This is a genomic window from Paralcaligenes sp. KSB-10, from assembly GCF_021266465.1.
GTDB lineage: Bacteria > Pseudomonadota > Gammaproteobacteria > Burkholderiales > Burkholderiaceae_B.
This window is the reverse complement of record NZ_CP089848.1, coordinates 2,964,187-2,989,581: the sequence shown is the minus strand read 5'-3', so window position 1 is coordinate 2,989,581 and position 25,395 is coordinate 2,964,187. Positions and strand designations below refer to the sequence as shown.

The following is a 25,395-nucleotide window of genomic DNA, read 5'->3' as shown; positions in this document are numbered from 1 at the left end:
GTCGCATCAGGAGCAGGAATGCCACAGATCGGGAAAAACAAATCCATTGCCAATTCACCAACTGCTGGTTCAATACCCCTTCCACTGCAAGAGCAGGCTTATCGACGTTTGAAAGAGATGATAAGAAACGGGCAGATACATGGAGGGGATCGCCTCATGGAAGCCCAGGTTGCGAACGCATTCGGTATTAGTCGATCACCAGCTCGCCGTGCGCTGTCGTTGTTGTGCGAAGACAAGCTCCTGGAAGCCCATGGGAAACGAGGCTATCGTGTAGTGGGGAGGGTGGAAAGCACGGTGGTTAATCGTTTGGCCGAACTGGAAGTGGTCAAGTTGACGGTGCCTCGCCAATGGGAAGTGATATATAAGCAGGTCGAGCAGGAACTGTTTGTAGCAATGCTGTTTGAATCGGTTCGAATCAACGATGTCAGGCTCGCCCAGCACTATGATGTCAGTCGTACGGTAACTCGTGACTTGCTGGCTCATATGCACGGGGTAGGCATGATCTCCAAGGATGCCGTCGGTCATTGGGTCGCTCAGAGAGTTACACCCGAACGAATCCGCCATCTCTATGAGTTACGTTCGATTCTTGAGCCTAAAGCGCTTGTCGGTGCCGCTTCGCATATTCCTCTCGTGCTGTTAGAGGAATTCCGGGAAAATATTCAATTGGCATTCAACAGTTCGCCGCTTGATAGCGATCTATTCGATCAGATAGAAAACGACCTTCACATCCGTGCTCTTGGGTTTTGTCTAAACAAGGAAGTTCTGACGGCACTTGGCCGGACACATTTCCTGTTCGGGCCGACACGCTACCTGTCTAATCGACTCCTAGGCATACCACTAGGCCTGATCCGCGAGGCGATCGAAGAGCACTTGGCTATCATTAACTTACTACTTGCGGGGAAACCTGAACAGGCTGCGGAGGCATTGCACCAGCACCTTAGCGTAGCTGTAGACCGTTGGCTTTTACGTTTTGATGTCACGGCCAAGTTATCTCAAATCAAATTGCCGCCTTATTTGACGAAAGTGGAGTAGGGCCGAGCTTAAGGTTACTCGTTCTTGCTGGGCGATGCGCCTCTATTTTTTGGATAGGTGTGAAATTCCTTCTTCATGGCGGGGATGTGTCCAACCGCCAGTTCAGTCAGCACATTCAACACATGCCGTGTGGCCGGTTCCATAGGGCCGACGCGATAGGCAATGCCCAGGTGCCGCCACAGGGCCGGGCGCAGGGGGCGCATTGCGATACGCTCATCCGGAACGGGCGCATCTGCCTCGTGCGGCAGCAGGGTTGCGCCGTATCCCGCGGCGACCAGGCTTTTGATGGCATCGTTATAGTTAAGCAGGATGCGTGCTTGCGGCTGCAGCCCGGAAGAGGCGAACCATTCAGTGGTTACGCGTGACAACTGTGTGCTGGCATCGTTCAGAATCAGCGGACGATGGCCCAGCCACGCCGGCGTAATATGGGCGGGCTTGTCCCAGGCCGATGGGACAAAGGCCATAATCGGGTCGCGCCGCCACGGGCGCAGTTCCAGCCCGCTCATGGGCGCTTGCGGTAGCGCAACCAGGCCCACATCCAGGGTGCCCGCCATGAGCCGCGCCAGTGATTCCCGCGAGGTGAGCACCATGACCTGCACGTCGATATCGGGATGGCGGACGCTCAGCGTATCCAGTGCCTGCGGCAGCAAATGGGCAATTGCACCGGTCGAAGCGCCCAGGCGCACCCGGCCGGCCAGGCCTTGGGCCTGGCGCAGCACATCATCCAGTGCCTGGTCCGCATCCGCTAAAAGACGGCGGGCACGTTCCAGCAAGGTTTCGCCGATGGTGGTGGGATGGATCTGTCCGCGCTTACGCGACAGCAGCGGGGCGCCGATGCGGGCTTCGAGGTCTTTGATGTGCAGGCTTACCGTGGGTGGGGCCAGGTTCAAGGCGCGTGCCGCCTTGGCGAACGAGCCCAATTCCGCGATCACTAACAAAGTACGCAAGCGGTCCAGATTGATTTCACGCATTGATGGAATACGTTCAGAATTTATGAATTAGATGGTCATTATATTCAACTTTTCTTTTCAATAGACATGGCCGAAGATGGATGCTTCACCCCATTCACTCTACGAGACTGCCATGAATCAGCCCATTGTTTTTATTGACGGGGACCAGGGCACGACCGGTCTGCAAATCCACACCCGGTTAAGCGGACGGACCGACCTGCGTCTTTTTACATTGCCTGATGTCGAGCGTAAAGATCCGCGGCGCCGTGCCGAGGCCATTAATGCGGCCGATGTTGCGATCCTGTGCCTGCCGGACGAACCGGCTCGTGAGGCCGTCGGCGCAATCACAAACCCATCGGTGCGTGTCATTGATGCGAGCTCTGCCCATCGCACGCAGGAGGGCTGGGTCTATGGATTTCCGGAACTGGACTTGGGTCAGGCGGAGCGCATTGCGCACGCCAAGAGGGTGAGTAATCCTGGCTGTTATCCTACAGGCGCAATCGCACTCCTGTGGCCGCTCGTCAAGGCCGGGCTGATTCCAGCGGACTATCCGATTTCCGTACATGCCGTGTCGGGCTATTCGGGGGCCGGACGCGCGGGGATCGATCTGTATGAAGCGCCCGGTTCGGCCGCGGCGCCCGCATTCCAGGTCTATGGTCTAGGGCTTTCTCACAAGCATGTGCCGGAAATCCAGCACCATGCGGGCTTGTCGCAACGCCCTTTCTTCGTTCCCGCGTATGGAGCTTTTCGGCAAGGCATTGTGTTGACCATTCCGTTGCAACTGCGCCTGTTGCCCTCTGGCGTAAACGCCAAGCGCCTGCACGAGAGCTTGCTGCGCCATTATGAAGAATCAAGTCACGTGCAGGTCATGTCGCCCGAATGGGCTGCCGCGACGACGCATCTGGATCCTGAGGCGCTCAATGACAGCAATGAACTTCGTCTGGCGGTATTTTCAAACGAAGCACATGGCCAAGTGCTGCTGGCGGCGGTATTCGACAACCTGGGCAAAGGCGCTTCAGGTGCCGCAATGCAGAATCTGGATCTGATGCTGCGGGCGATGTGATCAGTCGGGCCTCATCGCCTGGCCTGATCCGTCGCGCGTCAGATCCTGCGCGTACGACGACGCCCGCATCAGGGGTGTAGCTTGGTATTCTTCAGCAATACCTCGCTCTTGGCATATTCGGCCACCATCAGCTTTCTGAAGTCGTCACCCGACAGATATTCGGGCCCCGCCTGCAGGGTCTTGAGCGTGGCCAGGTAGTGGGGCGTCTTCATGCCATCGGCGCAGGCGCTCTCTATGGCCGTCTTGGCCGCCGGGTTCAAGCCCTTGGGGGCGATCAGCCCGCCCATGATGGACCAGACTACTTTGTATCCCAGCTCGGTGAACGTCGGCGTGCCCGGCGCCTCTGTCGCCCGTGAATCGGCCGCTACGGCCAATTGCTTCAGGTGATGCGCGGAAGCCACGGCGCTGGTGCCGAAATACACATCCACGTGCTTGCCCAGCAGATCTATCACGGCTTGTCCTTCCCCTTTATAGGGAATATGCGTCATCGAAATGCCTGCCTGCTTCATGAAGTCCAGCGCGGGCCAGGCGGGGAGCTAGGGTAGCGGCCTATTCCTGGGCCATCAGCGAGATCATCTTATTCGGCATGCAGCGACGGCGCCTTGATGAAGTCGATAAAGGCTTTGAGTGGCGCGGGAACGAGCCTGCGTCCGGGATAATAGAGAAACGGTCCGGGAAAGGGCTGCCACCACGGTTCAAGGACAGGTTCAAGAGTGCCGTTGTCAAGATAAGGGCGCAGCCAGTCCTCGAAGAGGTGGACGATGCCGGTACCGGCGATCGCCGCGTCGACGGCGAGATCGACGGCCCCGCCGATCCGTACGATCAGCGGTCCCGCCGGATCGATTCGAACCACCTCGCCCTTGCATTCGAATTCCCATGGGTGCATTGCTCCGCTGGGAAAGCGGCCACGCAGACAAGCATGGCCGATCAGGTCGCGTGGGTGTTCTGGCCGGCCATGGCGATCGAGGTAAGCCGGAGAGGCGGCTGTGGCAAGGCGCTGGATGCGAGGGCCGATCGGCACGGCGATCATGTCCTGCTCCAGTCGCTCGTCGTAGCGAATGCCCGCGTCGCATCCGGCTGCCAATACGTCGACAAAGCTCTCCTCGGCAACTACGTCGAGCAGGATATCGGGATAGGCGGCGAGGAATGGCGGAACAATGGCGGGTAGCACGAGCCTGGCCGCGCTGACCGGAACATTGAGCTTGAGCGTGCCCGCCGCCTTGTCGCGAAAGCCGTTTACCGCGTCGAGCGCGGCCTCCACTTCGGTCAATGCCGGGGCGAGTCGCGCCAATAAGCCTTTGCCCGCTTCGGTCGGAACCACGCTGCGTGTCGTCCGGTTGAGCAGCCTGACACCGACCTGAGCCTCCAGGCGGCGCACTGCTTCGCTCAACCTGGATGCGCTGGTGCCGTTGGCTCGCGCGCCACCGCGAAAGCCTCCGGCGTGCGCGACCGCCATGAAGGCGTTCAGGTCGTTCATATCGATTTTCATTGTTCGCCATTTAGCACAAGCCGTGCTGATTGTACCGGATTATCGAGACTACTCGGAGTCGCTATGATGGCTTTCAGGTACATTTTTGAAGGAAACGGATCATGTCCAGAATCAATCAATCCGGCACATTCACGCTCGGCAATCGCATTGTGAAGCGGCTTGGCTATGGTGCCATGCAGCTTGCGGGGCCCGGCGTATTCGGGCCGCCCAAGGATCGCGATATGGCATTGACCGTGCTGCGCGAGGCGGTCGAGTTTGGCGTGAACCACATCGACACCAGTGACTTCTATGGCCCGCATATCACCAATCAGCTGATCCGCGAGGCGCTCAGCCCCTACCCCGATGATCTCGTCATTGTCACCAAAGTCGGCGCTGTGCGAGGGGAGCAGGGATCGTGGCTCCCCGCCTTCGCGCCTGGGGATCTGACCCAGGCAGTCCACGACAATCTGCGCAATCTTGGGCTCGATGCGCTGGACGTGGTCAACTTGCGGATCATGTTCGGCATCCATGAGCCTGCCGAGGGGTCGATCGAGGCGCCGCTCAGCGTCCTGGCCGAGCTTCAACGACAGGGCCTCGTGCGCCGCATCGGGTTAAGCAATGTCACTCCCGCGCAGATCGCGGAGGGACGCCGGATCTGTGAGATTGTCTGCGTACAGAACCATTACAACCTGGCGCATCGGGCCGACGATGCGGTGATCGACGATCTTGCCCGCGACGGCATCGCTTATGTGCCGTTCTTCCCGCTGGGCGGGTTCACTCCGCTGCAGTCATCCATCCTGTCTGATGTCGCCCGGCGCCTCAACGCCACACCGATGCAGGTTGCGCTCGCCTGGCTGCTGCGGCGCGCACCCAACATTCTGCTGATTCCCGGCACCTCGTCTGTGACGCATCTGCGGGAGAATCTCGCCGCCGCGGAGTTAAGCTTGCCGGACGATGCCGTCGCAGCGCTGGATGGCATAGCCGCGAACGTCGACGCTGCCTGAGGGCGGCATGCATTGCACGGTGGCGGTGCGCGTTCGCCGGCCGTGCTTCAGGACTCGTTTGAAGTCGACTGGAAATGGGCGGCCGCCAGTTCTTTTTTTATGACATTGATAATAAAGTGCTGCCGCTTCAAAGGCATTCTGTCGACCACGCTGGAGACACTGATGGCAAAGAGTGGATTGTCCGGGTTGCGTAATATGGGCACGCCCACGCCCAGTACACCCGGCACCGCGGCATTCCCTACGGCGGACCAGCCCCGCTCAAGGGTTGATGCGATTAGCTTCCTTAGTTGTTTGCTTGTCATGCCTCCATAGTTCGCCAATTTTTCTTTATTTATATCGAGAATGTCGTCGATATCGTTCTGCGGCAAGTTGGCAAGCAGGGCCAGCCCTGCGGCCCCAACCCCCAAAGGCTGTCTATGCCCGATCGTGACGGAAAGCACTTGCAGCGGGTATGTCCCAAGCTCTCGATGCACGCACAGGGAGTCGCCGTCTTCTCGCCTTACCAGGAACGAGGAATCGCCCGTTTGCGCGCTGATGCGCTGTAGCACGGGCTTTAGCCTTTCGGTGGTGTAGGCCAATGACGTGCCGCGTGTAAAACGCATTTCATTAAAAACAAATACCCGCTTGTCCGGCGACGCATGGGCATACCCCTCCCTGATCAGAATATCGAGAAAGCGGTATACCGTCGTGCGTTCGATGCCCGTCTGGATCGCAATATCGGTAATTTTCAAGCCGGTGTCGCCCGCGCTATGCAGGGCGTCCATGATGCGAAGCCCACGCGCAAACGTCTTGGGCCCCGATTGCTTCATTGTCGAACTCATGGCCGGAACTCCTGTTCATAAATTGAACATTTTTGTTTGTTGAATTAATAATTACCTGCCTATTATAGGGATTGATGCTATTTATATGTTCAATTTATAGACAAATAATGGAGACAAGAATGAAATCCACTTCCTGGAAATCCCGCCTCAAGGTAAGCTTGCTGTGCATGGCGCTGCCAGCGTCGATGTTGGGCAATACGCCTACGCAAGCCGCCGAAGCGGCCTATCCGTCACGACCCATTACCTTGATCGTGGGGTATTCGGCGGGCGGTGCCACCGACATTCTGGCCCGGATAATAGCCAAATCCCTCACTCTCGAACTCAAGCAGTCCGTTATCGTTGAAAACAAGGCGGGAGCAAACAGCAATATCGGCGCGGAGTATGTATCGCGCGCGAAAAAAGATGGCTATACCTTGTATGTCGGCACGATCGCCAACACGATCAACCGTGCTCTTTACAAAGACCTTCATTACGATTTCGTAAAAGACTTTGCGCCTGTAGGCATGATGGCCTCCATCCCGAACGTCCTTGTCGTCAACCCCAAATTACCCATCCACTCGGTGCAGGAATATATCCAATATGCCAAAGCCCACCCGGGCAAGCTGACTTGCGCCTCGTCGGGCATAGGGTCATCGATCCACATGTCGTGTGAACTGTTCAAGATAAAAACCAATACCAAGATCATGCATGTTCCCTATCGCGGCAGTGGCCCCGCGGTGGCCGATTTATTGGGAGGGCAGGTTGATTCCATGTTTGACAACTTACCCTCGTCCCTGCCTCATATACAAGCCGGCAAATTGCGCGCACTGGCCACCACGACTACTGAGCGCGTGAAGCCGCTACCCAATGTGCCCACTTTCGCTGAGATGGGCGTCAAGGACTTTGTCGTATCTTCCTGGTTTGGAATCGATGCTCCCGCGGGCACTCCCGCATCTGTGATCAAAACGCTCAATACGGCCTTGAACAAGGCCTTGAAGTCCCCCGAGGTGGTCGCGATTTTCGACAAACAGGGCTTTACCGCTCCAGAGGGAACGAACTCAGCGGAAAGTCTGAAGAAATTTACACAAGAGGAAATCGTCAAATGGGCGAAAGTGGCCGACAAGGCCAATATCAAGGTTAATTAATTATTTTTCATGACATCAGAAAGGCGCTCAACGTAATGGTTCCCATAGATTTTCTGTATCGTGCAGCCCAATCGCACGCCAATAGAATAGCCATCGAAAGTCCGACCGAATGCATCACTTATGCCGAATTAATGGTGGCTGTAAATGCCCTGGCGGTCGCGCTTCAAGAAAGAGATCCAGCCCCTGGGTCCCGAGTCGGATTATGCGCGGCCAACGCCCCCAGCTACATTGTCGGCATGCTGGCCATTCTGGCGGCGGGAAAAGTATGGGTTCCCCTGAACTACCGAAGCACCTCGAGTGAAATTCACCGAATTCTGGAAACGACGACACCCACGGCCATACTGGTTGACAATCTGGGCGATGCCCTGATTGGCGGCCACGGCAATGAGAAAATTCAGTTCTCCCAGTTTCCTGAATTGATCGACAGCCACCGGAATCAGTCGCCCCTGCGTTTTGAGCATTCACGGGACGACACCCAGGCCATTAAATTCACCGGCGGCACGACCGGCATTCCCAAGGGGGTCATGCAACCCTATCGAGCCTGGGTGGCCGGCATTATTAATCAGATTGCGGGCTGGGAAATTACCCTCAACGACAAATTTGTAATATGCGCGCCTATTAGTCATGGCACGGGAACGTATATTGTGCCCATTTTGGCGCAAGGCGGATGCCTGCTGTTGTGCAAATCAAACTCCGCGGCTGACATCGGCCATGCATTCGCGCGGCAAGGAGGCACCATGACCTTCATGCCTCCCACCCTGATCTACAAGTTGATGACAGCGCCGGAAATACACCGGGCATGCTTCCCGTCGCTGCGGCTGCTGATATATGGCGGGGCACCGATGCCCGCCGAAAAAATCTCCGCCGTACAGGAGTTTTTCGGCCCGGTCGTCGCCACAACATATGGCCAGACGGAAGCGCCGCAAATCGCCACCTTGCTCAGCTCCCGCGACTTGGCGCTACCTGAAAACCGAACCTCCGTCGGCCGAGTGACGTGGCTCTCGGAGCTTGCCATTTTGTCGCCCGATCGCACGCACTTGCCAACAGGCCAACTGGGCGAGGTCGCCATCAAGGGCGATCTCGTGATGACGGGCTATTGGAAATTGCCCGAAAAAACCAGCGAAACCATTGTCAATGGCTGGCTGCTTACAGGCGATGCAGGGTATATAGACGAGCGCGGGTTTTTGTTTCTTAAAGAGCGATTGCGCGACGTGATCATCACGGGCGGATTCAATGTTTATCCCATAGACGTTGAATCCGCGCTGTCGCAACACGAGGCCGTGCATGAGGCGTGCGTCTTCGGCGTGCCCGATGAAAAGTGGGGGGAAACGGTTAACGCCGCCATAGAGTGCAAACCCTCGTTCTCGGTGTCTGAAGAGGAACTTAAGGCGTTTGTGCGTGAAAAGCTCGGGCCGGTACTCACACCCAAGCACATTTATTTTTACGATAGCCTACCCAGATCAGCAGTGGGCAAAGTATTGAAAATGGCTATAAAGGCCAAGGCAAGCCAAACGATCCAGACCTGACTGAACACCAGAATCAACAAACAAGGAACCAGCATGAATAAAACGCCGACAACGGAATTATGCGCTCACAGTCTTACAGGCATGAACTACCGGGACAAGGACTTGGTCAACGATTTAATTGGCGAGCGCACCTTCACCGAGGTCATGTTCATGCAAATTACCGGCCGCATTCCGCGACCTGTCGATTTGCGAATTGTCGATGCGGTGCTCATCACGCTGATGGAACATGGCCTGACCCCCAGCGCCATTGCGACACGCCTCATCTATATGAGCGCCCCGGAAAACCTGCAAGGGGCTGTATCGGCGGGGCTTATGGCGGTTGGAAGCCAATTTGTGGGCACGATGGAAAACTGCTCCGGGTTGCTCAATCAATTGCTCGATTCCGGTAATCCGGAACAGACGGCGTTGGATATCGCGCATTCATATAAAAATGACAAACAGCATTTGCCTGGCTTCGGCCACCATCTGCATAAACCCGACGACCCACGCTCGATCAAACTGATTCAAATTGCGCAGCGGGAAACTGAACTGGCCCAGTCCCATGTCAACGCCTTGCTTACACTGAACAGAGCCGTAGACGACGTGTATGGAAAGCACATCACTATTAATGCGACAGGTGCCGTTGCGGCATTATTGGGAGAACTCGGCATTCCCACCCAGTTGATGCGCGGCTTTGCCGTGATTTCACGAGCCGCTGGCCTGGTATCACATATTGCCGAGGAGCAACGAGTCCCTAGCGGTCGATTTATATGGGACACGATAGATCAAGCGATCCCTTATATTAAAAAAAGCACCGACCGTTAGCCTGCAGGGTAGCCCGCGGGCGCAATGGCAGGCCCTGCAATTCCATGGCTCTGCAATGCGTGGGCTATGAAACCGCCTGCCTTGATGTCTTCGATGAATTCATTCAGGGTGGAGCATGCAAGGTCTCCGCGACACTTTTTAATGGCCAGCGATTGGTGGATGGCCATGAATGGCTGCTCGATTATGCGCAAGCCGGGCTGATGTTTGGCCACATCGCGTTGAATCTGGCGCCTTACGCCAGCGGCGGCTTCGTATTCATCGCGGACAAAGGTATCGACGACTTCGGGCGAGGTGGGAACTTCAATCACTTGTGCGTATTTGAACTCGCGTGCAAGAAACAACGCGTAGGCGCTGCCCGCCCCGACGGCAACGCGATGGCCTGGGCGGTCGACGTCCGCGGCGACGATGATCGGGGAACTGTCCGGCACCACGTAGATGCCCTCCATTTGGATATAGGGCGGCGTAAAGTGAATTTCCTGGCCTCGCGTCGGGTCCATGGCGAAAAAGCTTACGTCCACTTTCTCGTCCAGCACCGCCGCTACGCAACGGCGGGCGGAGTCAAATGTCACCAGCTCGGCATCCATGCCCAGCCAGCGACCCAGTGCGAGCGAGATATCGGCGGCCAGGCCCGCGACCTCTCCTTCCGCGGTATGCCCTGAGCAAAGCACCGGATTGGCTAGATTTATGGCTGCGCGCAGGCGTCCGGTGGGTGCTATCAAGGCGGCATGGGGGCGGTTCGGCGTCATGCTAGTGTTCCTTGATGCCCGCGTCGCGCAGAATTACCGGCCATTGCGTCAGTTCCCGCTTGATGCGTTGATCCAGAACGGTTGCCGTACTGCCAATTGGGCGTGTCCCGGTCGCTATGAGTTTTGCCGACACGTCCTTGTCGTGGATAGCCTGCATGAAAGCTTTTTCCAGCTTTGCGCGTATAGGTGCCGGTGTGGCCGAGGGCGCGACAATGCCGATCCAGTAGGTTGATTCGAAGCCCGGGTAGCCGGATTCGGCGACGGTGGGGACATTGGGCAATTGCTCCATGCGTTGTGCGCTGGTGACCGCATACAGCTTGAGCTTGCCGCTTTGCACGAAGCCGTTCGCCGTAATGTATGCATCAACTTTCACCTGATAGACGCCATGCACCAGATCGGCCAGCGCGGGCGCGGCGCCCTTATAAGGGATATGTGTCATTTGCAGGCCGGCGCGGCTTTTCAGCATTTCCATCGAAAGGTGGGGGAAGGTGCCGATTCCAGCGCTGCCATAATCCAGCTTGTGTGTCTTGGCGTAGCTGATGAACTCCTTGAAATTATTGGGAGGCAATGACGGATGGGCCACAAGCAGCCCGGGCATGTCGCAAAGAAGGGAGATGGGTGCAAAATCTTTCAGCGTGTCGTATGGCAGTGATTTGTATAAGGCCGGATTGGCGGTATGCGAGGTGGTTGCCATCAGCAATGTGTAGCCATCGGGCGCGGACCTCGCCACATAGGCCGAGCCAATAGAGCCGCCCGCGCCCGCGCGATTTTCGACAACAACTGGCTGGCCCAGGATCTGCGCTACTTTTGCACCGACGAGACGGCCCACGAGATCCGTGCTCCCGCCCGGAGAGAACGGTACGATGAGATGGATCGGATGGCTGGGGAACGTGTCCGCCTGTGCCGTAGTGCCAAGCAGCGTGCTGATCAATAATGCTGGGATGATGGAAAAGCGCTTCATGAAAGTCTCCTTGTATTTATTGTTTCCCGTTCCTGCGGCAGTGCGTCGGCCTCAGGCCTCGGACCGGGGTGGCGCGCCATATAGCTGGCCGGGGTTCGTGACCAGGATCCTGGCACGGTCATGCTCATCGGGCGCCCAGTCCGCAATCAGGTCGAACAGGTCGCCGTCGTTGGGCATTTGCCTGTCGACCATATTGACATGGGGCCAGTCCGAGCCCCAGACCATGCGGTCGGGGGCATGGCGGATCAAGGCGCGGGCAAATGGCGTGACCGCCGGATAGGGCATATTGCCGGCAGCGCAGCGCATCGGTCCGGAAAGCTTGATCCAGACACGGCCCGTGTCGAGCATCTTCAGTATGGCTTTCATTGCGGGTTGGTCCAGGCCTTTGGCCGTTGGCACGCTCCCGAAATGGTCCAGGACGATCTTGCTGTTGGGCAATGAAAGCAGGCGGTCCGAATATTCGACGATATCTTCGCCGTGCGGATAAAAATGGATGGGCCAGCCTATGTTTTCAGCCTGGGCTGCCATGTCGGGCAGTATCTGCGGCAGATTGGATGCCCGCCTGGCGCTGACAAATCGAACGCCGCGTACGCCCAGCGTGTCCAGCCTCTGAAGCTCCTCATCCGAGAGTGCGTCCGGCGGCAGAATTACACCGACAAAGCGCTGCGGATAGCGCTTCAGCACATCCAGCAGATACCGATAGTCGCGACCGTACCCGCCGCCGCTTACAACAACAGCGCGCGCCAGTCCAAGGGTATCGAGCATCCTTATGGCGGTTTCGGGCAAGGCTGGCGCCGAAACGTATGGGCTGTCGGGGTCGAAAGGGTATTGTTCGACAGGGCCGAAGAGGTGGATTTGACAGTCCCAACCTCCCGTTGGGGCTATCGTCGCCGGCTTTTTGGGAGAGCTATCGGGAGGAGGCGTTAAATAAGGCATTGGGGGGATCTCCATTAAGCAATTGGCTGGATCCGTGGATGCGATCACGGGTCCCTGCTTGCAGTATGCAGAAGGGGGAGCAAGAGGGCATAATGCATTTTGGCCATGCAGCGATACCTTTTGCTTATTGCTGCCGTGGTGGCCCATCGTCCCGCGGGGGCATCGAGGAGGCAGCAAGCTGGAAATCACGACTATCGAACCCAATCTGCGTCGCCTCCGTGCATTCGTAGGGGTGGCGCGATGGAGCAGCGTCAGAAAGGCGGCAGAAGAAATGCATCTGACCCAGCCGGCGGTAACGCGTGCAATCCAGAAGCTCGAGCGTGAGCTTGGTGTGCTTCTGTTTCATCGTACCGCCCAAGGCATGTGTACGACTTCCTTCGGCGCGGTTGCGGAAAAGCGCGCCACGCGCGCATTGATGCATCTGGAGCAGGCGGAGAGCGAGCTGGCCGGGCATCTACGCCGGGAAGAGGCCGAGAATAAAATAATTCGGTGCTCGGTGCGCCACCTTGTCCACGCCCTGACACACCGCCATTTTCAGGCACTCATCGCCACGGCGGAGTCAGGCACGCAGGGTGCTGCGGCCACGCTTCTCGGTATTTCGCAACCGGCCGTGGCACAGGCCTTGAACGATCTGGAGCGACAGGTCGGCGTACCCTTGTTGCTGAGAGCCAGCAGCGGCATGATTGCCACGACCGCAGGCGAGATTCTGATTCGCTGCGGAAAACTCGCCTTGACCGAAATTGCCGCCATGCCTGGCGATATTGCGGAAAGCACGGGGGTCATTATGGGCCGCGTCAGGGTAGGCGTCTTGCCGCTGTCCGGTACGCTGCTGGTACCGCGTGCCGTAAGCCGTCTAATCGAGGAGCACCATGGCCTGAAGATATGCCTTGTGGATGGATCTTACGATACTCTGTTGCAGCAACTGCGCTATGGCGATATAGACGTTATCGTCGGCCCGCTGCGTTCGCCATGTCCGGCCACCGACATCGTGCAAGAGCGGCTGTTCGACAGCACGTTATCGGTGATCGCCCGCAAGGGCCATCCGCTCGACAAGCCGAAGGCCCTGACATTGGCAGAGCTTGGACAGTGGGGCTGGGTGCTGCCCAGGCGAGGTACGCCGGCATACCGTGTGATCGAACGCACCATGCGCAACGCGGGGCTTGCGATGCCGTCCAATCCGATTGAGTCGAATGGCCTGGCGACGATACGCGCTCTGCTGGTCGAGAGCAACCGCCTGTCCATGATCTCAAGACACCAGGTCTATTTCGAAGAACGGGACGGATTGCTCTGCATCCTGCCTGTCGATCTGTGCGAGACTGCGCGCCCGGTCGGCATCGCGACCAGGGCCGATGCGGCGCATTCCGCCGGCGTTCTTGCATTGCTCAAGCACTTGCGCGCCGTGAATCGGGATGCGCTCCTTGCCGACAAGGGTTGTCAGACTGCAGGGTAGTTGCAACTTATCGTCGAGGTAACAGTTGCTGGCGTTGTTAGCCGAAGCCGCCGCGGTGTCCGTTCGGTTGGACTACGGCAGGGTATAAGTCAGTTGGCCGTTTACGATGCGAGCCGGTGAAGTCATTGGGTGGGTGACGCAGTGTTTGGCATCCATAATATGCAAGACGTGGATGCCGTCGGCACAGAGCGCATCGGCGATCATCGAGCGGTGGCAGCGCCACCAGACCGCTTCCGCGCACATCAATGCCGTGCGCGACCGGCAGGCCAGCTCGCGTAGCTCGTCCAACCCTTGCGCGAATTCAGGGCTCGACATGTAGTCCGCGTAGCCACGAAACGAGGCATTGCGCCAGGTGGTGTTCGGCGAGCCTGGGTGAGCACGCCGACGTCCGCCCAGGCTCTTCAGCCATTGATATCCTACACCGTGCGCCGCCAGCGTGGCGGCCAGTGTTTCCTGGTCGTACTGGGGGTATTTGCGCGAGCCAGGCAGGCTGCGTACATCGGCAATGGTCTGAATCTGATGCTCGGCAAGCAGATCGAGAAACTCCTGGATCGGCCGTGTTGAATGGCCGATAGTCCAGACTGTTGTTGCCTGGCTTTTTTTAGGCATGGCCTAGTCGATCTTGTGCAGCGCCGTGCCTTTGTGCATGGCGATGTGCTCGGTTTTATCGCTTTTGATTGCGTACTGTGGGTCGGCCACTGTTGCATGGTGCGTATAACCCTTGTGCTCGAAGTTCTTGGTGTGGATTCTGGTAATCGTGCCGCTTACCTGGCCGGCTTCAGAGTTCCAGCCCACATGGTCGCCAATCTTGAATTTCGTGGTCATGGCAATGATTCCTGTTATGTGCATAGAGGGTGCGCACGCCTGGCTTGCTATGCGTGCCCTGCATGCAAGGACATTATCCGCCTAATCGAGGATCGAATTCATTTCAGGGCTTGGAGCACTTCCTCGGAGTTGCGCGTCAGGCCTATCCTGGGGAAGGTGAATTTCAAGGTTGCCTCGTGTGCTTCGCGTGATGTGCTCGCCATAGCGTCGCTGACGAAAATCTGGTTATAGCCATGTTCGAATGCATCGCGCGCTGTGGATTCAACGCCTACATTAGTGGCTATTCCCGCCAGCACTATTGTGTTGATGCCGCGGCGCCGCAGTTGCAAGTCCAGCTCTGTTCCATAAAAAGCGCCCCACTGGCGCTTGCGGATCAGGATATCACCGGCTTCCGGCCCGATTTCGGGAACCAGCGTGGACCAGTTTTCAGGCCGGCGAACTCCGGCTGGAGCCATGGCGTCGGCTATTGGGCGCAGCATATCGCCCTCATCGGCCAGATTCCCCACGGTGACCAGCACGACCGGCGCGCCGAGTTCACGAAAGCGCTGAGCCAAGGCGGCGCAGCGCTGTATTACTTGGACGCCGGTAATGGGCGCTACATCCATGGCAACAATGCCATGCTGAAGATCGATCAAAACCAGTGCGGTCGACTTAAAGTCTACTGAAAGAGGTTTTTTGTCCATGAACAGCGATCCTTTTACTATAAAAACAAACCTTAGCTTACCGGCCTTGTGGAAAAACAGAGATCAGCGCTTTGATGCGTGCCGTCAGTGTACTGTTTTTATTAAAACAAATGTTTGAAATATTTGTTTTAATAAAATAGAATGCATTCTTCCAATATGAAACCCGAGCGCAAAATCGACACTACGCAGCAGGATCCCATAACTGACAATAAGCCAGCCGACACGCGCAAGCGAATACTCGATGCGGCGGAGCGCCTGTTTGGCGATAAAGGCCTGGATGTTACGTTTCGTGAATTGACGGAGGCGGCCAACGTGAATGTTGCCGCCATCCACTATCACTTTGGCTCGAAAGAGCGTTTGCTCAGTGAGTTGTTTATAGAGCGTACCAAGCCGGTTGTCGAAGGCAGGCTGAAGAAACTGAGAGAGGTTCCGCGCGATGCGCTAGGGAAGGCCAAGCTTGAAGACATCCTGGATGCTTTTCTGGTGCCGGCCCTGGAGCTGCAATCGTCCGCTGAAAACGGCGAAGCCTTTCTACGCTTGCGAGCGCGCCTTGCGTTTGATTCTGTACAGAGCCAGAACCTGGTTTCGGCCGTGTTCGATGAATCGAATGGCCTATTTATCGAAGAGTTTTGCCGGGCCTTGCCGGAAATTCCAAAGGAAGAAATCTATTGGCGGTTTCACTTTCTGTTGGGGGCTGTTCACTACACCATGGCGAACTCGCAAAGGATATCCCGGCTTTCGAAGGGGATGATAAATCCTCGAGCCAAGGGCAATACGATTCCCAGGCTGATCAGTTTTTTTGTAGCAGGATTCAAACACTGAGTCTATAAGGGGGAGGCAAAATGAATCAAAATAATGGAAACGCCCGGCGTCGGATGCTGAAAGCCGTGGGGAACGCTTTGTGCGGCGCGGGTTTGCTGGCCGGGGCATCGTCGCTAATTGTGCCCACGGCTTTTGCGCAAGCCTATCCCGATAAGCCGGTCCATCTGATCGTGCCATTCGGCGCAGGAGGGGCGGTGGATATCGTAGCCCGGATACTTGCGGCGGACCTCACCAAGCGCCTGGGCCAGAATTTCGTTGTCGAAAACCGTACCGGTGCGGGCGGCAATATCGCGGCGTCATTCGTGGCGAAATCCGATCCGGACGGCTATACCTTATTGATGGGATCCACAGGCAATTCGGTCAACGGCAGCCTGTACAGCAACCTTAATTATGATCCCGATCGCGACCTCGCGCCTGTTGCGCTAGTGGGAACGGTACCAACATTGTTGCTGGCCAATCCGTCTGTGCGGGCCAACAATGTCAAAGATCTCATCGATTTGGCTCGCTCGAATCCCAACAGCCTCAATTTTGCTTCGGGCGGAAGCGGTACGACCGAGCATCTGGCCGCGGAAATGTTCAATGCGCAAGCCAAGGTGGACATCAAGCATATCCCTTATCGCGGGGGCAATGCCGCTTTGACCGATGTGATAGGCGGTCACGTCCAGTTGATGTTCACCAATCAATTGAATGCCATCCCTTATCTGAAGGCGGGGACGCTGAAGGCATTGGGTATAGCCAGCGAAAAGCGCAGCCCAGTCTTGCCGGAAATTCCCACTTTCATAGAGCAGGGCATGAAAGATTTCACGGTAAGCGTATGGTGGGGTGTATTTGCTCCCGCTCATATACCGGACGCTGTGGAGAAGACCTTGAATCAAGCGATCAATGCGGCCATCAGTTCGCCTCAGATCGTTGCCCAATTGGCCAAGCTGGGGGCGACGCCGCGCAGCGGCACGTCTCAGGAGTTCGCTGCTTTCTTTCGCCAGGAATCAGCGAAATGGAAAAACGTCGTGGAAACAGCTCATATCAAAGTCGATTGAATCAGATGCCTTCCCTTGAAACGCCTGCGTCGCAGGCGGCCGGTTCGCCCGTGACTGCTGTACCTTTATTGGAAACGCCTTTTTCCCTGGCGGGAAAATACCTGCGCAACCGGATCGCGCATGCCTCCATGACCACTCTCACGGCTCGCGACGGACAGGTTACGCCGGCATTGATTCAATATCATGCCAATCGGGCTCGAGGCGGAGCGGCCATGATCATCACCGAACCTTTGGCCATGTCGGCCATGCAGGCGGTGCCGGCGAAAGTGCATGTTTTCGACAACAGGAATACCGACGATTTGAAACGATGGGCCTCCGCGGTGGAGGAACATGATTGCCGGCTGCTTGGACAAATACAGCATCCGGGCCGGGCGCGCCATGAAGCCGGCCGCCATCTGAATGCGGTTGCTCCTTCTGTCCTGCCCGATGACTTGAGCTGGTCCGCGCCACGTGCGCTCAGCATTGCTGAAATCGAGCGGTATGTCGGGGATTTCGCCGATTCGGCGCGGCGCTTGCAGCAATGCGGGTTCAGCGGCGTGGAACTGTCATGCGGACACGGGCATCTATTTCATCAATTCATGTCTCCGTATTCCAACCACAGGCAGGATCAATATGGCGGCAGTTGGGAAAACAGGACGCGGTTTGTCGCCGAAATCGTGGCCGCCATCCGCGCCGTCTGCGGCCGCGATTTCATCATCGGCTTGAAGCTGCCCGGAGACGACGGTATGCCTCAAAGCATCGGTCCGGCAGAGGCCATGATCATTACCTCTTTGCTGACCGCTTCGCGCCAGGCCGACTACATTGCCTTTGCGCAAGGCACTCATAGCCGCACATTGGAGATGCATGTGCCGGACCGTTATGGTCCGCGACTGCCTTACCTGCAGCTCACCACGCAACTGCGTCATGCGGCTCCGCATACGCCTCACATGGCATTGGGGCGCATTACCGATCCAGCCGAGGCCGAAGGCATACTTGCGCGTGGGGAAGCTGAGCTGATAGGGCTTGGAAGGGCGCTGCTGGTGGATCCGGCTTGGCCGATAAAGGCAGCGGCCGGCCGAAGCAACGACATACGCTATTGCGTGTCATGTAACACCTGTTGGGACACCATCATTACACGGCATGCGCCGGTCGCCTGTGTGAACAATCCCCGTGTTTGCGATCCCGACGAAGTTGATTTCTGGCCGGCCCCTACGTCGGCTCCCCGATCTGTAGTGGTGGTGGGGGCGGGCATCGCGGGAATGGAAGCCGCCTGGGTTGCTGCGGCGCGTGGCCATAAGGTCACTGTCTTCGGGCAATCGGCCCATATTGGCGGTAAAGCGTGGCTGCGTTCCCATTTTCCGGGAGGCGAAGAGGTCAGCAGCATCTACGATTACCAGACAGTTTGCGCACAACGGGCCGGGGTCAGGTTCGAGCTGGGCGTGCAGGCCGATGTGCCGGGTATTCTGGCGCTCTCGCCGGATGCGGTGGTACTGGCCACAGGCGGCACAATGATGCCGCCGGCATGGCTGCCCACCGACGCCGTAGAATCCGGAATGGTGCCCGACCTGCGCCAGGCTATGGGCGCGCTACTGGATATTACCGCTCGGCAGCCGGGTACCGCCGTGATTTTCGATATGGATCATGGCGAAGGTACTTACGCCGCGGCGGAGCGCCTGCATGCACTGTTTGAGCGCGTCGTCATTATCACGCCGCGCAATTCCATTGCCGACGATATGTCGCTGGTGACCCGACAGGGCGTGCATCGCCGTTTGGCACAAAAGGGGATAGATGTAATTTTCCTGTGCGAACCGATGTGGAATGAGCTTATCGAGGGGGGGGAGCTGGCTTACCGGCATCTTTACACAGGCGAGGTTTTCCGGATTGCGAACCTGTCCTTGCTCACCTATTCAACGCCGCGGGCTCGGAACGACGAAATGCTTGCCGAACTTGAGGAAGCGGGCGTCGAAGTCATTCCCGTGGGTGACTGCCTGTCGCCACGCGACCTGCTTGCGGCGACAGCGGACGGCCATCGGGCAGGCATGCGCCTGGCCGCTTAGTGCGGCGTGGCCAATGGTAGTGACTGCACAGATTGGGGGCAGGTATGCATGCGGCCATTTGATATGCTGCCAGAGCGGCAGCCGACACTTGTCAGTTCATTGAACTGGATCTGGTTGCTGCCAAAAAAGCGATTCGCAAGCTTCGTTATATTTTCCGGGGTTGCCGAGGTATAGAAAGAGATCCCCGGCTCTCGGCTATCCAGGAACTCCGGATGACGGGCCAGGTAGGCGGCAAGGCTGTTGGCGGTTATTTTCGGTTGCGAAAAAATCTCGACATGGCTGGGCAAAGCCTCGACGAAGAGATCCTCGATCAAGGGGTAGTGCGTGCAGCCGAGTAGCGCCGCCGCCAGGCGTTCTCCGTCCAGGCGGCGCAGTAAAAGGGCGACATAGCGCCGGACGGCACGTCGAAGGTCAGGTAATGGGGCACCCGCCTCGATAAGCCTGACGAGGCTTGGGCAGGCCTGTTGAATCACGTTGATTTCGGGAGCTCGCCTTCTTGTTTCCTCGACAAATACTTGGCTGTTCACCGTGTACCGTGTCGCAAAGACAGCTACATTCTTCCGAACGAAGCCTTGCTTATCCACATCGTGCGTCGTCGACCAAGGAACACCGGTCATCGCTTCCACCATTGGGACAATGACGCCAATGACACGCTTGTCGGGGAAGTGAATGGGCAGCCACGTCTGTTGAAGACGGCGAAGTCCCGTAGCCGCCGCCGTGTTGCACGCCACCACGACCAAGGAGCAGCCCAGGGCAAAGAGTCGTGTCAACGACGACAGGGTGAGTTCGTAGATCGAGTCGGCATCGCGGTTACCGTAGGGTGCGTTCCCGTGGTCACCGTAGTAAATGAAGTGTTGGTCAGGCAGTGTTGCCCTGAGCTCTTTTAGGACCGTAAGTCCGCCACTACCAGAATCAAAAACCCCCTATCACCACGCTTCCTTGGGCCAAAACAATGCGTCTTTTGCAATTTCCTGAAACGGGGCTTCGCGAATCCCCGCGGGCAAGCAAGAATAGCGGGAATTTTACATGGTTGCGTCCGGCCTCTGGTTCAGAGGTCAAGCACAAGCGGTTTTGACAAACCGCGGGAACAACACGCCATCAGCCGTGTGCTTTTCTGCTTTTCCGTGAGGCTTAGCACGCTGTCGCGATGATCTATTTCACCCGACACCACACCCACTTCGCAGGCTCCACAAAGGCCTTCTTCACAGTCGCTTTGCACATCGATATTGGATGCTCGCAATACCTCGAGCAGGGTCTTGTTTGCGGGCACTTGTAATGTCAGCCCGGAGTTTCTCAGCTCAACCTCAAAAGCCATTTCCCTATCCGGATCAAGCCTGTTGGCGGTGTTGATAAAATGCTCGACATGAAGGGCACGGTCAGGCCAGCCTTGCTGGACAAGCACATTTTGCAGGTCATCAAGCATCCGTGAGGGGCCGCATGCGTAAATCTGCGTTGTGGCGTTGGGCTGGGCGAGGAGTTCACGGAAATTGTTTCGATGCCCTTCTTCGCTGATGTACAAGCGCAGGCGAACGCCATGGCGGCGTTGCAGGTTTTCAATAAGCGGCAGTGCAGCTCGAGATCGGCCGCTGAAATGAATTTCGTAGTCGATGCCAAGAGACTGTGCATGCTGTGCCATAGCCATGATGGGGGTAATGCCAATGCCTCCGGCAATCAGCACAATACGATCTGTTGATGCCTCGCTCATGCGGAAATGGTTTCGTGGGCCGCGAATGCGCAGCGTCGCACCTGGTTTGGCGTAATCGTGTATCCAGGCCGACCCACCGCGGCTATTGGGATCGCGTTGTACCGCGATCTGCCATGTCTCGCGATTTTCCAGATCGCCGCACAGAGAGTACTGTCGGGACAACCCCGTATCACCACACTCGACATCCAGGTGTGCCCCTGGGGTCCAATTCGGAAGCGGCGATCCCGTGGGAGACGCCAAACGCAGGAGTACCGTGTCTGGCGCCACTTTTTCCGCCGATTCCACCACAAGCTTGCGCACCATGTTTTTTGCGAGAGGCGCTCCCAGCCGTACGGGTTGAACTTGTTGCAATGCTACCGAGTCGAGCCGCTCGGGATTGAGATTGGGATCCCATTCCACCAAGAGATTTCGCGGCCCGCGGAACGACAAGTTGTGGACATATTTGTACGACTGCTGGGCCAATCGCATGTGGGGCAGGCGCCGTGTCAATTCGCCGATGATAATCTGCATCTCCATCCGGCCGATATTCTTGCCCAGGCATTGGTGAGCGCCGAAGCCAAAGGTCAGGTGCTCGACTGTGTTGTCACGCCGGATATCGAAAAAATCGGGATCGCTGAATTGCTTGTTATCGTGATTGGCGGAAGCGACTACGAGCAATAGCTTGGAGCCGGCTGGAATCCGGACGCCTTCAATCTCGACATCACTCATAACCTTGCGCCGCCATGATGCAATGGAGCCGCTATGCCGCAGGCATTCTTCCACTGCAGGTGAAATCAGCCCGGGATCGGCACACAGATCCTGCCAAGCTTCCGGATGTTCCAGAAGCATTTTGATCGCATTGGCCGATGCAAAGGACGTCGTTTCATGCGCGGCCACGATGATCGCCATCATCATCGAGTGCAGATAGGAATCCGTGACCACATCCGGATAGTCTTTTTGCTGACGGATCGAGTAGCGCATCCACCCCGGTCCATCTGGCGTGCGTTTCATTTTTTCCAGCACTTCGCCTGCCAACTGCCAGAACTGACCGACGGTATGCGCTACCGACTCCCGTTCCTCAGGGGTCGGCCGCCCGAAGGCGTTGACCGTATGCGCAATCGAAAAGCGGTGCATTTTTTCACGATCCGAGTCATCATCGATGCCCAGAAAATGCAAAGCCACGGAGAAGGGGACATCCCATAACAGCTTCTGGAACAGATCGACGTGGCCTTCATCCATAAACTGATCGATGGCCTCTGTGACCAGGCGGCGCACCATCGGCTCATGTTGCTTCAGGTGTTCTGGTGTAAAAGGTGCCATCAGTACCCGTCGTCGAGCCATATGCGCCGGCTCGTCCTCATTGACCAAGGTCCGATTCATTGCATAGCCATAGTGCTTCAAAATGGCAGCCGCTTCATTTGAAAGCGGCTCTATCGGCTCCAAAACATTTGACGGACTGAACGTAATCGGGTCTCGAAAAATATTTTTAATCGCCTGATAACGTGTCACGACCCAGTAATCGAGCTTGGGGCTATAAAAAACCGGTTCCTTTTCGCGTGCCCAGCGTATAAATTCGGAAGGGTTTTCCATGTAAGCATCTTGAAACGGGTCGAAATCGGCGGCGTGCTGACTGATAGGGCAGCCCGTCGAGGGTTTTGGCACCGCTCCGGCTACGTGCGCGATTGGGCAGGCTGAAGGAAGTTTGTGATGGATGGCATTCGTCATGCTGCTTTCTCCGTTTAAGCCAACGCCGTGGGATAGGGGCTGGTATCGACATGATTGAGCATCATGTACGCAAGTTTTTCCAGCATCTTGGCGCGCAGGCAGGCGCTGGAAGAATCGCTCCACAGATTATTCAGTTCGTTCGGATCCTCTGCCAAATTGTAGAGTTCCCCCCAATTGGCGCCATCGTAGATGGTGACGCGGCAGTCGTTTGCCAGCAAAGTCCGGCAACGTATGCGAGTATTGAAACCCAGTATTACCCGCTGCCCTTCTTCTTCAATGATTAGCGCATCGCGCAATTGCGTGTCTGCCCCTGCCATGACAGGCATCAAGCTATGCCCTTGAATGCCGTTGTAGGGCGCTACACCTGCGCGGTTCAGTACCGTTGGAGCGATATCGACAGTGCTGACGAGGCTGTCGGAGTTCAGGGTTTTGGCTGCGCCTTCTGGTTCCGCCCATAGGAATGGCACACGGGTGAGGCCTCGGTAGTGGATTGGCCCTTTAAGCATAAGCTGATGATCGCCCAGATAATCGCCATGGTCGCTGGTAAACACCACCACGGTGTTGCGGCTCAGCCCCAGTCGATCCAATTCGCCCAGCACCCGGCCGATCTGGTGATCGATGTTGCTGATCGAGCCATAGTTTAGCGCCAGTGCCTCTTTGGCTTCCTGTTCATTGCAGGCAAATATGGCGGGCGTGTTCTTGATGGCCTTGCCGGAATCGCGCTGATCGTAGAGCCACTTCACATGAGGGGGCACCGATGTCGGCGTGCCATGGAACGAAGGGGGTAGTTCCATCTGCGCTGGGTCGTACATGTCCCAATACTTGCCGGGCGGTGTAAACGGATGGTGCGGATCGGGAAATGAACACTTCAGGAAGAAAGGTTGTCCTTGCGCGGCGAATTCCCGCAAATAGTCCATGCCACGATCGGCAATATACGCTGACGGATAAATCTCTTCAGGCAGGCGTGTGCGCCAGGCTTGGCGGATTTTCGACAGGGCATAGCCGGGTGTGGGCATGGCGCCATCCGGACCGACGTGGCGCTCCAGTTCCGGATAGTGCTTGCGCAGCCAGTATCGATAATGGCCATGAACCTCGTCGCTGTGTTCATCCACCAGACGTGCCTGCTCGAAGCCGTAGTAAGGGTAGTCCAGATCGAAATCGTCGCTGGACAGCCAGTATTTTCGCCGTTCCTGGTCGTAATTACCCGGTGTGGCGCGCATGGCCTCCTGCTTCAAGCGACTTTCAAGAGGCACCGGCCACACCGGGGGCCTGAGTGTCATGTTCTGCAGATGTGCTTTGCCCACCAGTGCTGTCCGATATCCGGCTTGCCGCAGCGATTCAACAAAGGTCATGGCCTGCAAGGATAGTGGAATACCATTGTGGCGGGCTCCATGCGTGGATGGAAAGCGGCCGGTCATCAGGCTTGCGCGATTTGGCATGCAAATAGGAGTTGCCACATGCATGTTGTTGAATTGGCTGGCCCGCCGGGCAAGCGTGTCCAGATTGGGGGTTTTCACCACCGGATTGCCATAGCAGCCCAGATGATCCGCCCGTTGCTGGTCAGTAATGAAAAACAGAAAGTTTACCGGCGCATCGGATCCAACGCTCATTGTGTCGTCCCAGTCTCTTCTACTGTCTTTTTCCAGAAGGCCAACCCGTCGGCCACCAGTTTTCTGAATGCCTCCGGCGTCATGGGCAGGGGCTTTGTACCCTGCTTGTCCAGCTCCTTAATGAACTCGGGGGATGCCAATACTGTATTGACGAGCGTGTTGAGTTTCTCCACAGTCTGGGCGGATGTACCCGCCGGCGCAAACAATCCCAGCCAGGAGCTGACGGATGCGCCTGTGGTCAGATCGGAAAAATACTCCACCCCTTTGATCGAATCATATTTTTCATCGTTGGCAATACCCAGCAGCTTGACTTTACCGGACTTGATGAACGGCAGTGCCGGGGCCAAACCGCCCATCATCAAAGGCACCGTATCCGCCGCGAGATCCATCATGGCAGGGCCAGCGCCCTTGTAGGGTACATGCTGGATTTTGAGGCCCAGTTTCTTGCTCAGCAATGCCATGGCAAATTCATGCACCGTACCCACCCCGGGCGAGGCATAGCTATATTTTCCAGGGTGTGTCTTGATGACCTCGACCGCTTCTTTCAGGCTGCTGGCCGGAAAGCTTTGATTGGCGAGCAATACCACGACGTTATCAACTACAGCGGCCACCGGGGCAAAACTTTTTTGCGGATCATAAGCGAGATCATGATAAATGAATGGATTAAGGCCGTGCGTATTTGAAGTCCCCATCAATAGGGTATAGCCGTCTGGCTTGGAGCGGGCCACGTAGCCCGCGCCAATTCCACCGCCTGCGCCGGGCTTGTTCTCCACAATAAAGTTATAGCCGGAAGCCGTGGACATTCGCTGCGCCAATAAACGTGAAATGACATCTGTGGCCCCACCGGGCGCATAAGGCACTATGATTTTGATGGGTCTGGATGGATAGTTATCGGCCGCCATGGCCGGGGTGCTGACCGCAGTTGCTACAAGACTGCAAGCCAATATTCTTTTGATCAAATGCTTCATGCCGCTCTCCTGGATTATCGCGACCGCCATTTCGCTAGAACGAATAGGGATGCGAATGTGATTTCCTCAATAGTGTGGCGCCGCATCGCCATAACGTAAAATGAAATCTTTTACCACCGC

The 25,395-nt window shown here is 56.9% G+C and carries 23 protein-coding genes and 1 pseudogene; 10 read left to right on the top strand and 14 right to left on the bottom strand.

Annotation, left to right across the window (positions count from 1 at the left end):
• The first annotated feature begins 18 nt into the window (after positions 1 to 18).
• A complete protein-coding gene (locus LSG25_RS13720) occupies positions 19 to 1,032 on the top strand; it encodes a GntR family transcriptional regulator (protein WP_232741483.1) in 1,014 nt (337 codons plus the stop codon).
• A gap of 14 nt (positions 1,033 to 1,046) precedes the next feature.
• On the opposite strand, the gene LSG25_RS13715 is transcribed toward LSG25_RS13720, so the two are convergent.
• Positions 1,047 to 2,003, bottom strand: a complete 957-nt coding sequence (locus tag LSG25_RS13715; RefSeq protein WP_232741482.1) for a LysR family transcriptional regulator — start codon at positions 2,001 to 2,003, stop codon at positions 1,047 to 1,049.
• A 112-nt stretch (positions 2,004 to 2,115) separates the two neighbouring features.
• Between LSG25_RS13715 and argC the strand changes: the two genes are divergently transcribed.
• Positions 2,116 to 3,045 (top strand): N-acetyl-gamma-glutamyl-phosphate reductase, encoded by a 930-nt coding sequence (argC, locus tag LSG25_RS13710; protein ID WP_232741481.1) that lies wholly within the window; start codon positions 2,116 to 2,118, stop codon positions 3,043 to 3,045.
• Positions 3,046 to 3,113: 68 nt separating this feature from the next.
• Here argC and LSG25_RS13705 read toward each other — a convergent pair whose 3' ends face one another.
• Both LSG25_RS13705 and LSG25_RS13700 read right to left on the bottom strand, forming a co-directional pair.
• A complete protein-coding gene (locus tag LSG25_RS13705; RefSeq protein ID WP_232741480.1) occupies positions 3,114 to 3,554 on the bottom strand; it encodes a tripartite tricarboxylate transporter substrate-binding protein in 441 nt (146 codons plus the stop codon).
• 68 nt (positions 3,555 to 3,622) lie between these two features.
• On the bottom strand, positions 3,623 to 4,534 hold the full coding sequence (locus LSG25_RS13700; protein ID WP_232741479.1) for a LysR family transcriptional regulator: 912 nt from the start codon (positions 4,532 to 4,534) through the stop codon (positions 3,623 to 3,625).
• 101 nt (positions 4,535 to 4,635) lie between these two features.
• On the opposite strand from LSG25_RS13700, the gene LSG25_RS13695 reads away from it, so the two are divergent.
• Positions 4,636 to 5,517: an aldo/keto reductase family oxidoreductase gene (locus LSG25_RS13695; protein WP_232741478.1), complete on the top strand. Its 882-nt coding sequence runs from the start codon at positions 4,636 to 4,638 to the stop codon at positions 5,515 to 5,517.
• A gap of 47 nt (positions 5,518 to 5,564) precedes the next feature.
• Here LSG25_RS13695 and LSG25_RS13690 read toward each other — a convergent pair whose 3' ends face one another.
• Positions 5,565 to 6,338 carry an IclR family transcriptional regulator gene (locus LSG25_RS13690; RefSeq protein ID WP_232741477.1) on the bottom strand — a complete coding sequence of 258 codons (774 nt, stop codon included), beginning with the start codon at positions 6,336 to 6,338 and terminating at the stop codon, positions 5,565 to 5,567.
• A gap of 119 nt (positions 6,339 to 6,457) precedes the next feature.
• Between LSG25_RS13690 and LSG25_RS13685 the strand changes: the two genes are divergently transcribed.
• The 3 genes from LSG25_RS13685 to LSG25_RS13675 are packed head-to-tail and all read left to right on the top strand — an operon-like array spanning position 6,458 to position 9,792.
• Complete coding sequence (locus tag LSG25_RS13685; RefSeq protein ID WP_232741476.1) at positions 6,458 to 7,462, top strand: tripartite tricarboxylate transporter substrate binding protein; 1,005 nt, start codon at positions 6,458 to 6,460, stop codon at positions 7,460 to 7,462.
• A 35-nt stretch (positions 7,463 to 7,497) separates the two neighbouring features.
• Positions 7,498 to 8,988, top strand: a complete 1,491-nt coding sequence (locus tag LSG25_RS13680; RefSeq protein WP_232741475.1) for a class I adenylate-forming enzyme family protein — start codon at positions 7,498 to 7,500, stop codon at positions 8,986 to 8,988.
• 33 nt (positions 8,989 to 9,021) lie between these two features.
• Entirely contained in the window at positions 9,022 to 9,792 is a 771-nt protein-coding gene (locus tag LSG25_RS13675) for a citryl-CoA lyase (RefSeq protein ID WP_232741474.1), read from the top strand.
• On the opposite strand, the gene LSG25_RS13670 is transcribed toward LSG25_RS13675, so the two are convergent.
• Genes LSG25_RS13670 through LSG25_RS13660 form a run of 3 tightly spaced genes read right to left on the bottom strand, consistent with a single transcriptional unit; the run spans position 9,789 to position 12,435 of the window.
• Positions 9,789 to 10,538: a transporter substrate-binding domain-containing protein gene (locus LSG25_RS13670; RefSeq protein ID WP_232741473.1), complete on the bottom strand. Its 750-nt coding sequence runs from the start codon at positions 10,536 to 10,538 to the stop codon at positions 9,789 to 9,791. The genes LSG25_RS13675 and LSG25_RS13670 overlap by 4 nt on opposite strands.
• 1 nt (position 10,539) lies before the next feature.
• Complete coding sequence (locus tag LSG25_RS13665) at positions 10,540 to 11,499, bottom strand: tripartite tricarboxylate transporter substrate binding protein (protein ID WP_232741472.1); 960 nt, start codon at positions 11,497 to 11,499, stop codon at positions 10,540 to 10,542.
• Positions 11,500 to 11,550: 51 nt separating this feature from the next.
• Entirely contained in the window at positions 11,551 to 12,435 is an 885-nt protein-coding gene (locus tag LSG25_RS13660) for an amidohydrolase (RefSeq protein ID WP_232741471.1), read from the bottom strand.
• A gap of 34 nt (positions 12,436 to 12,469) precedes the next feature.
• Between LSG25_RS13660 and LSG25_RS13655 the strand changes: the two genes are divergently transcribed.
• The gene (locus tag LSG25_RS13655) at positions 12,470 to 13,885 is read left to right on the top strand and encodes a LysR family transcriptional regulator (protein ID WP_255696569.1); all 1,416 of its coding nucleotides are present in this window, start codon (positions 12,470 to 12,472) and stop codon (positions 13,883 to 13,885) included.
• A 72-nt stretch (positions 13,886 to 13,957) separates the two neighbouring features.
• On the opposite strand, the gene LSG25_RS13650 is transcribed toward LSG25_RS13655, so the two are convergent.
• The 3 genes from LSG25_RS13650 to LSG25_RS13640 all read right to left on the bottom strand — a co-directional run bounded on the left by LSG25_RS13650 (position 13,958) and on the right by LSG25_RS13640 (position 15,393).
• The gene (locus LSG25_RS13650) at positions 13,958 to 14,494 is read right to left on the bottom strand and encodes a DUF488 family protein (protein ID WP_232741470.1); all 537 of its coding nucleotides are present in this window, start codon (positions 14,492 to 14,494) and stop codon (positions 13,958 to 13,960) included.
• Between the two features lie 3 nt (positions 14,495 to 14,497).
• Positions 14,498 to 14,710: a DUF2945 domain-containing protein gene (locus LSG25_RS13645; RefSeq protein ID WP_232741469.1), complete on the bottom strand. Its 213-nt coding sequence runs from the start codon at positions 14,708 to 14,710 to the stop codon at positions 14,498 to 14,500.
• A 98-nt stretch (positions 14,711 to 14,808) separates the two neighbouring features.
• Entirely contained in the window at positions 14,809 to 15,393 is a 585-nt protein-coding gene (locus tag LSG25_RS13640; protein WP_232741468.1) for a hydrolase, read from the bottom strand.
• A 141-nt stretch (positions 15,394 to 15,534) separates the two neighbouring features.
• Between LSG25_RS13640 and LSG25_RS13635 the strand changes: the two genes are divergently transcribed.
• From LSG25_RS13635 to LSG25_RS13625, 3 genes are read left to right on the top strand one after another with little or no spacing between them, the layout of a single operon-like run.
• The gene (locus tag LSG25_RS13635; RefSeq protein WP_232741467.1) at positions 15,535 to 16,215 is read left to right on the top strand and encodes a TetR/AcrR family transcriptional regulator; all 681 of its coding nucleotides are present in this window, start codon (positions 15,535 to 15,537) and stop codon (positions 16,213 to 16,215) included.
• 20 nt (positions 16,216 to 16,235) lie between these two features.
• A complete protein-coding gene (locus LSG25_RS13630) occupies positions 16,236 to 17,252 on the top strand; it encodes a tripartite tricarboxylate transporter substrate binding protein (RefSeq protein WP_232741466.1) in 1,017 nt (338 codons plus the stop codon).
• Positions 17,210 to 19,288, top strand: coding sequence for an NAD(P)-binding protein (locus tag LSG25_RS13625; RefSeq protein WP_232741465.1), 2,079 nt, complete (start codon positions 17,210 to 17,212; stop codon positions 19,286 to 19,288). Before LSG25_RS13630 ends, LSG25_RS13625 begins: the two co-directional genes overlap by 43 nt.
• Here LSG25_RS13625 and LSG25_RS13620 read toward each other — a convergent pair.
• From LSG25_RS13620 to LSG25_RS13605, 4 genes and pseudogenes are all read right to left on the bottom strand, one after another.
• Positions 19,285 to 20,199, bottom strand: a pseudogene (locus LSG25_RS13620) (glutamate racemase); the annotation flags it as partial. The gene LSG25_RS13625 and the pseudogene LSG25_RS13620 sit on opposite strands and share 4 nt — an antisense overlap.
• A 137-nt stretch (positions 20,200 to 20,336) precedes the next feature.
• Positions 20,337 to 22,697: a cytochrome P450/oxidoreductase gene (locus LSG25_RS13615; protein WP_232741464.1), complete on the bottom strand. Its 2,361-nt coding sequence runs from the start codon at positions 22,695 to 22,697 to the stop codon at positions 20,337 to 20,339.
• A gap of 14 nt (positions 22,698 to 22,711) precedes the next feature.
• Positions 22,712 to 24,307 (bottom strand): sulfatase, encoded by a 1,596-nt coding sequence (locus tag LSG25_RS13610; RefSeq protein WP_232741463.1) that lies wholly within the window; start codon positions 24,305 to 24,307, stop codon positions 22,712 to 22,714.
• Positions 24,304 to 25,275: a tripartite tricarboxylate transporter substrate binding protein gene (locus LSG25_RS13605; protein ID WP_232741462.1), complete on the bottom strand. Its 972-nt coding sequence runs from the start codon at positions 25,273 to 25,275 to the stop codon at positions 24,304 to 24,306. The genes LSG25_RS13610 and LSG25_RS13605 overlap by 4 nt, the downstream gene beginning before the upstream one ends.
• Positions 25,276 to 25,395: the final 120 nt, after the last annotated feature.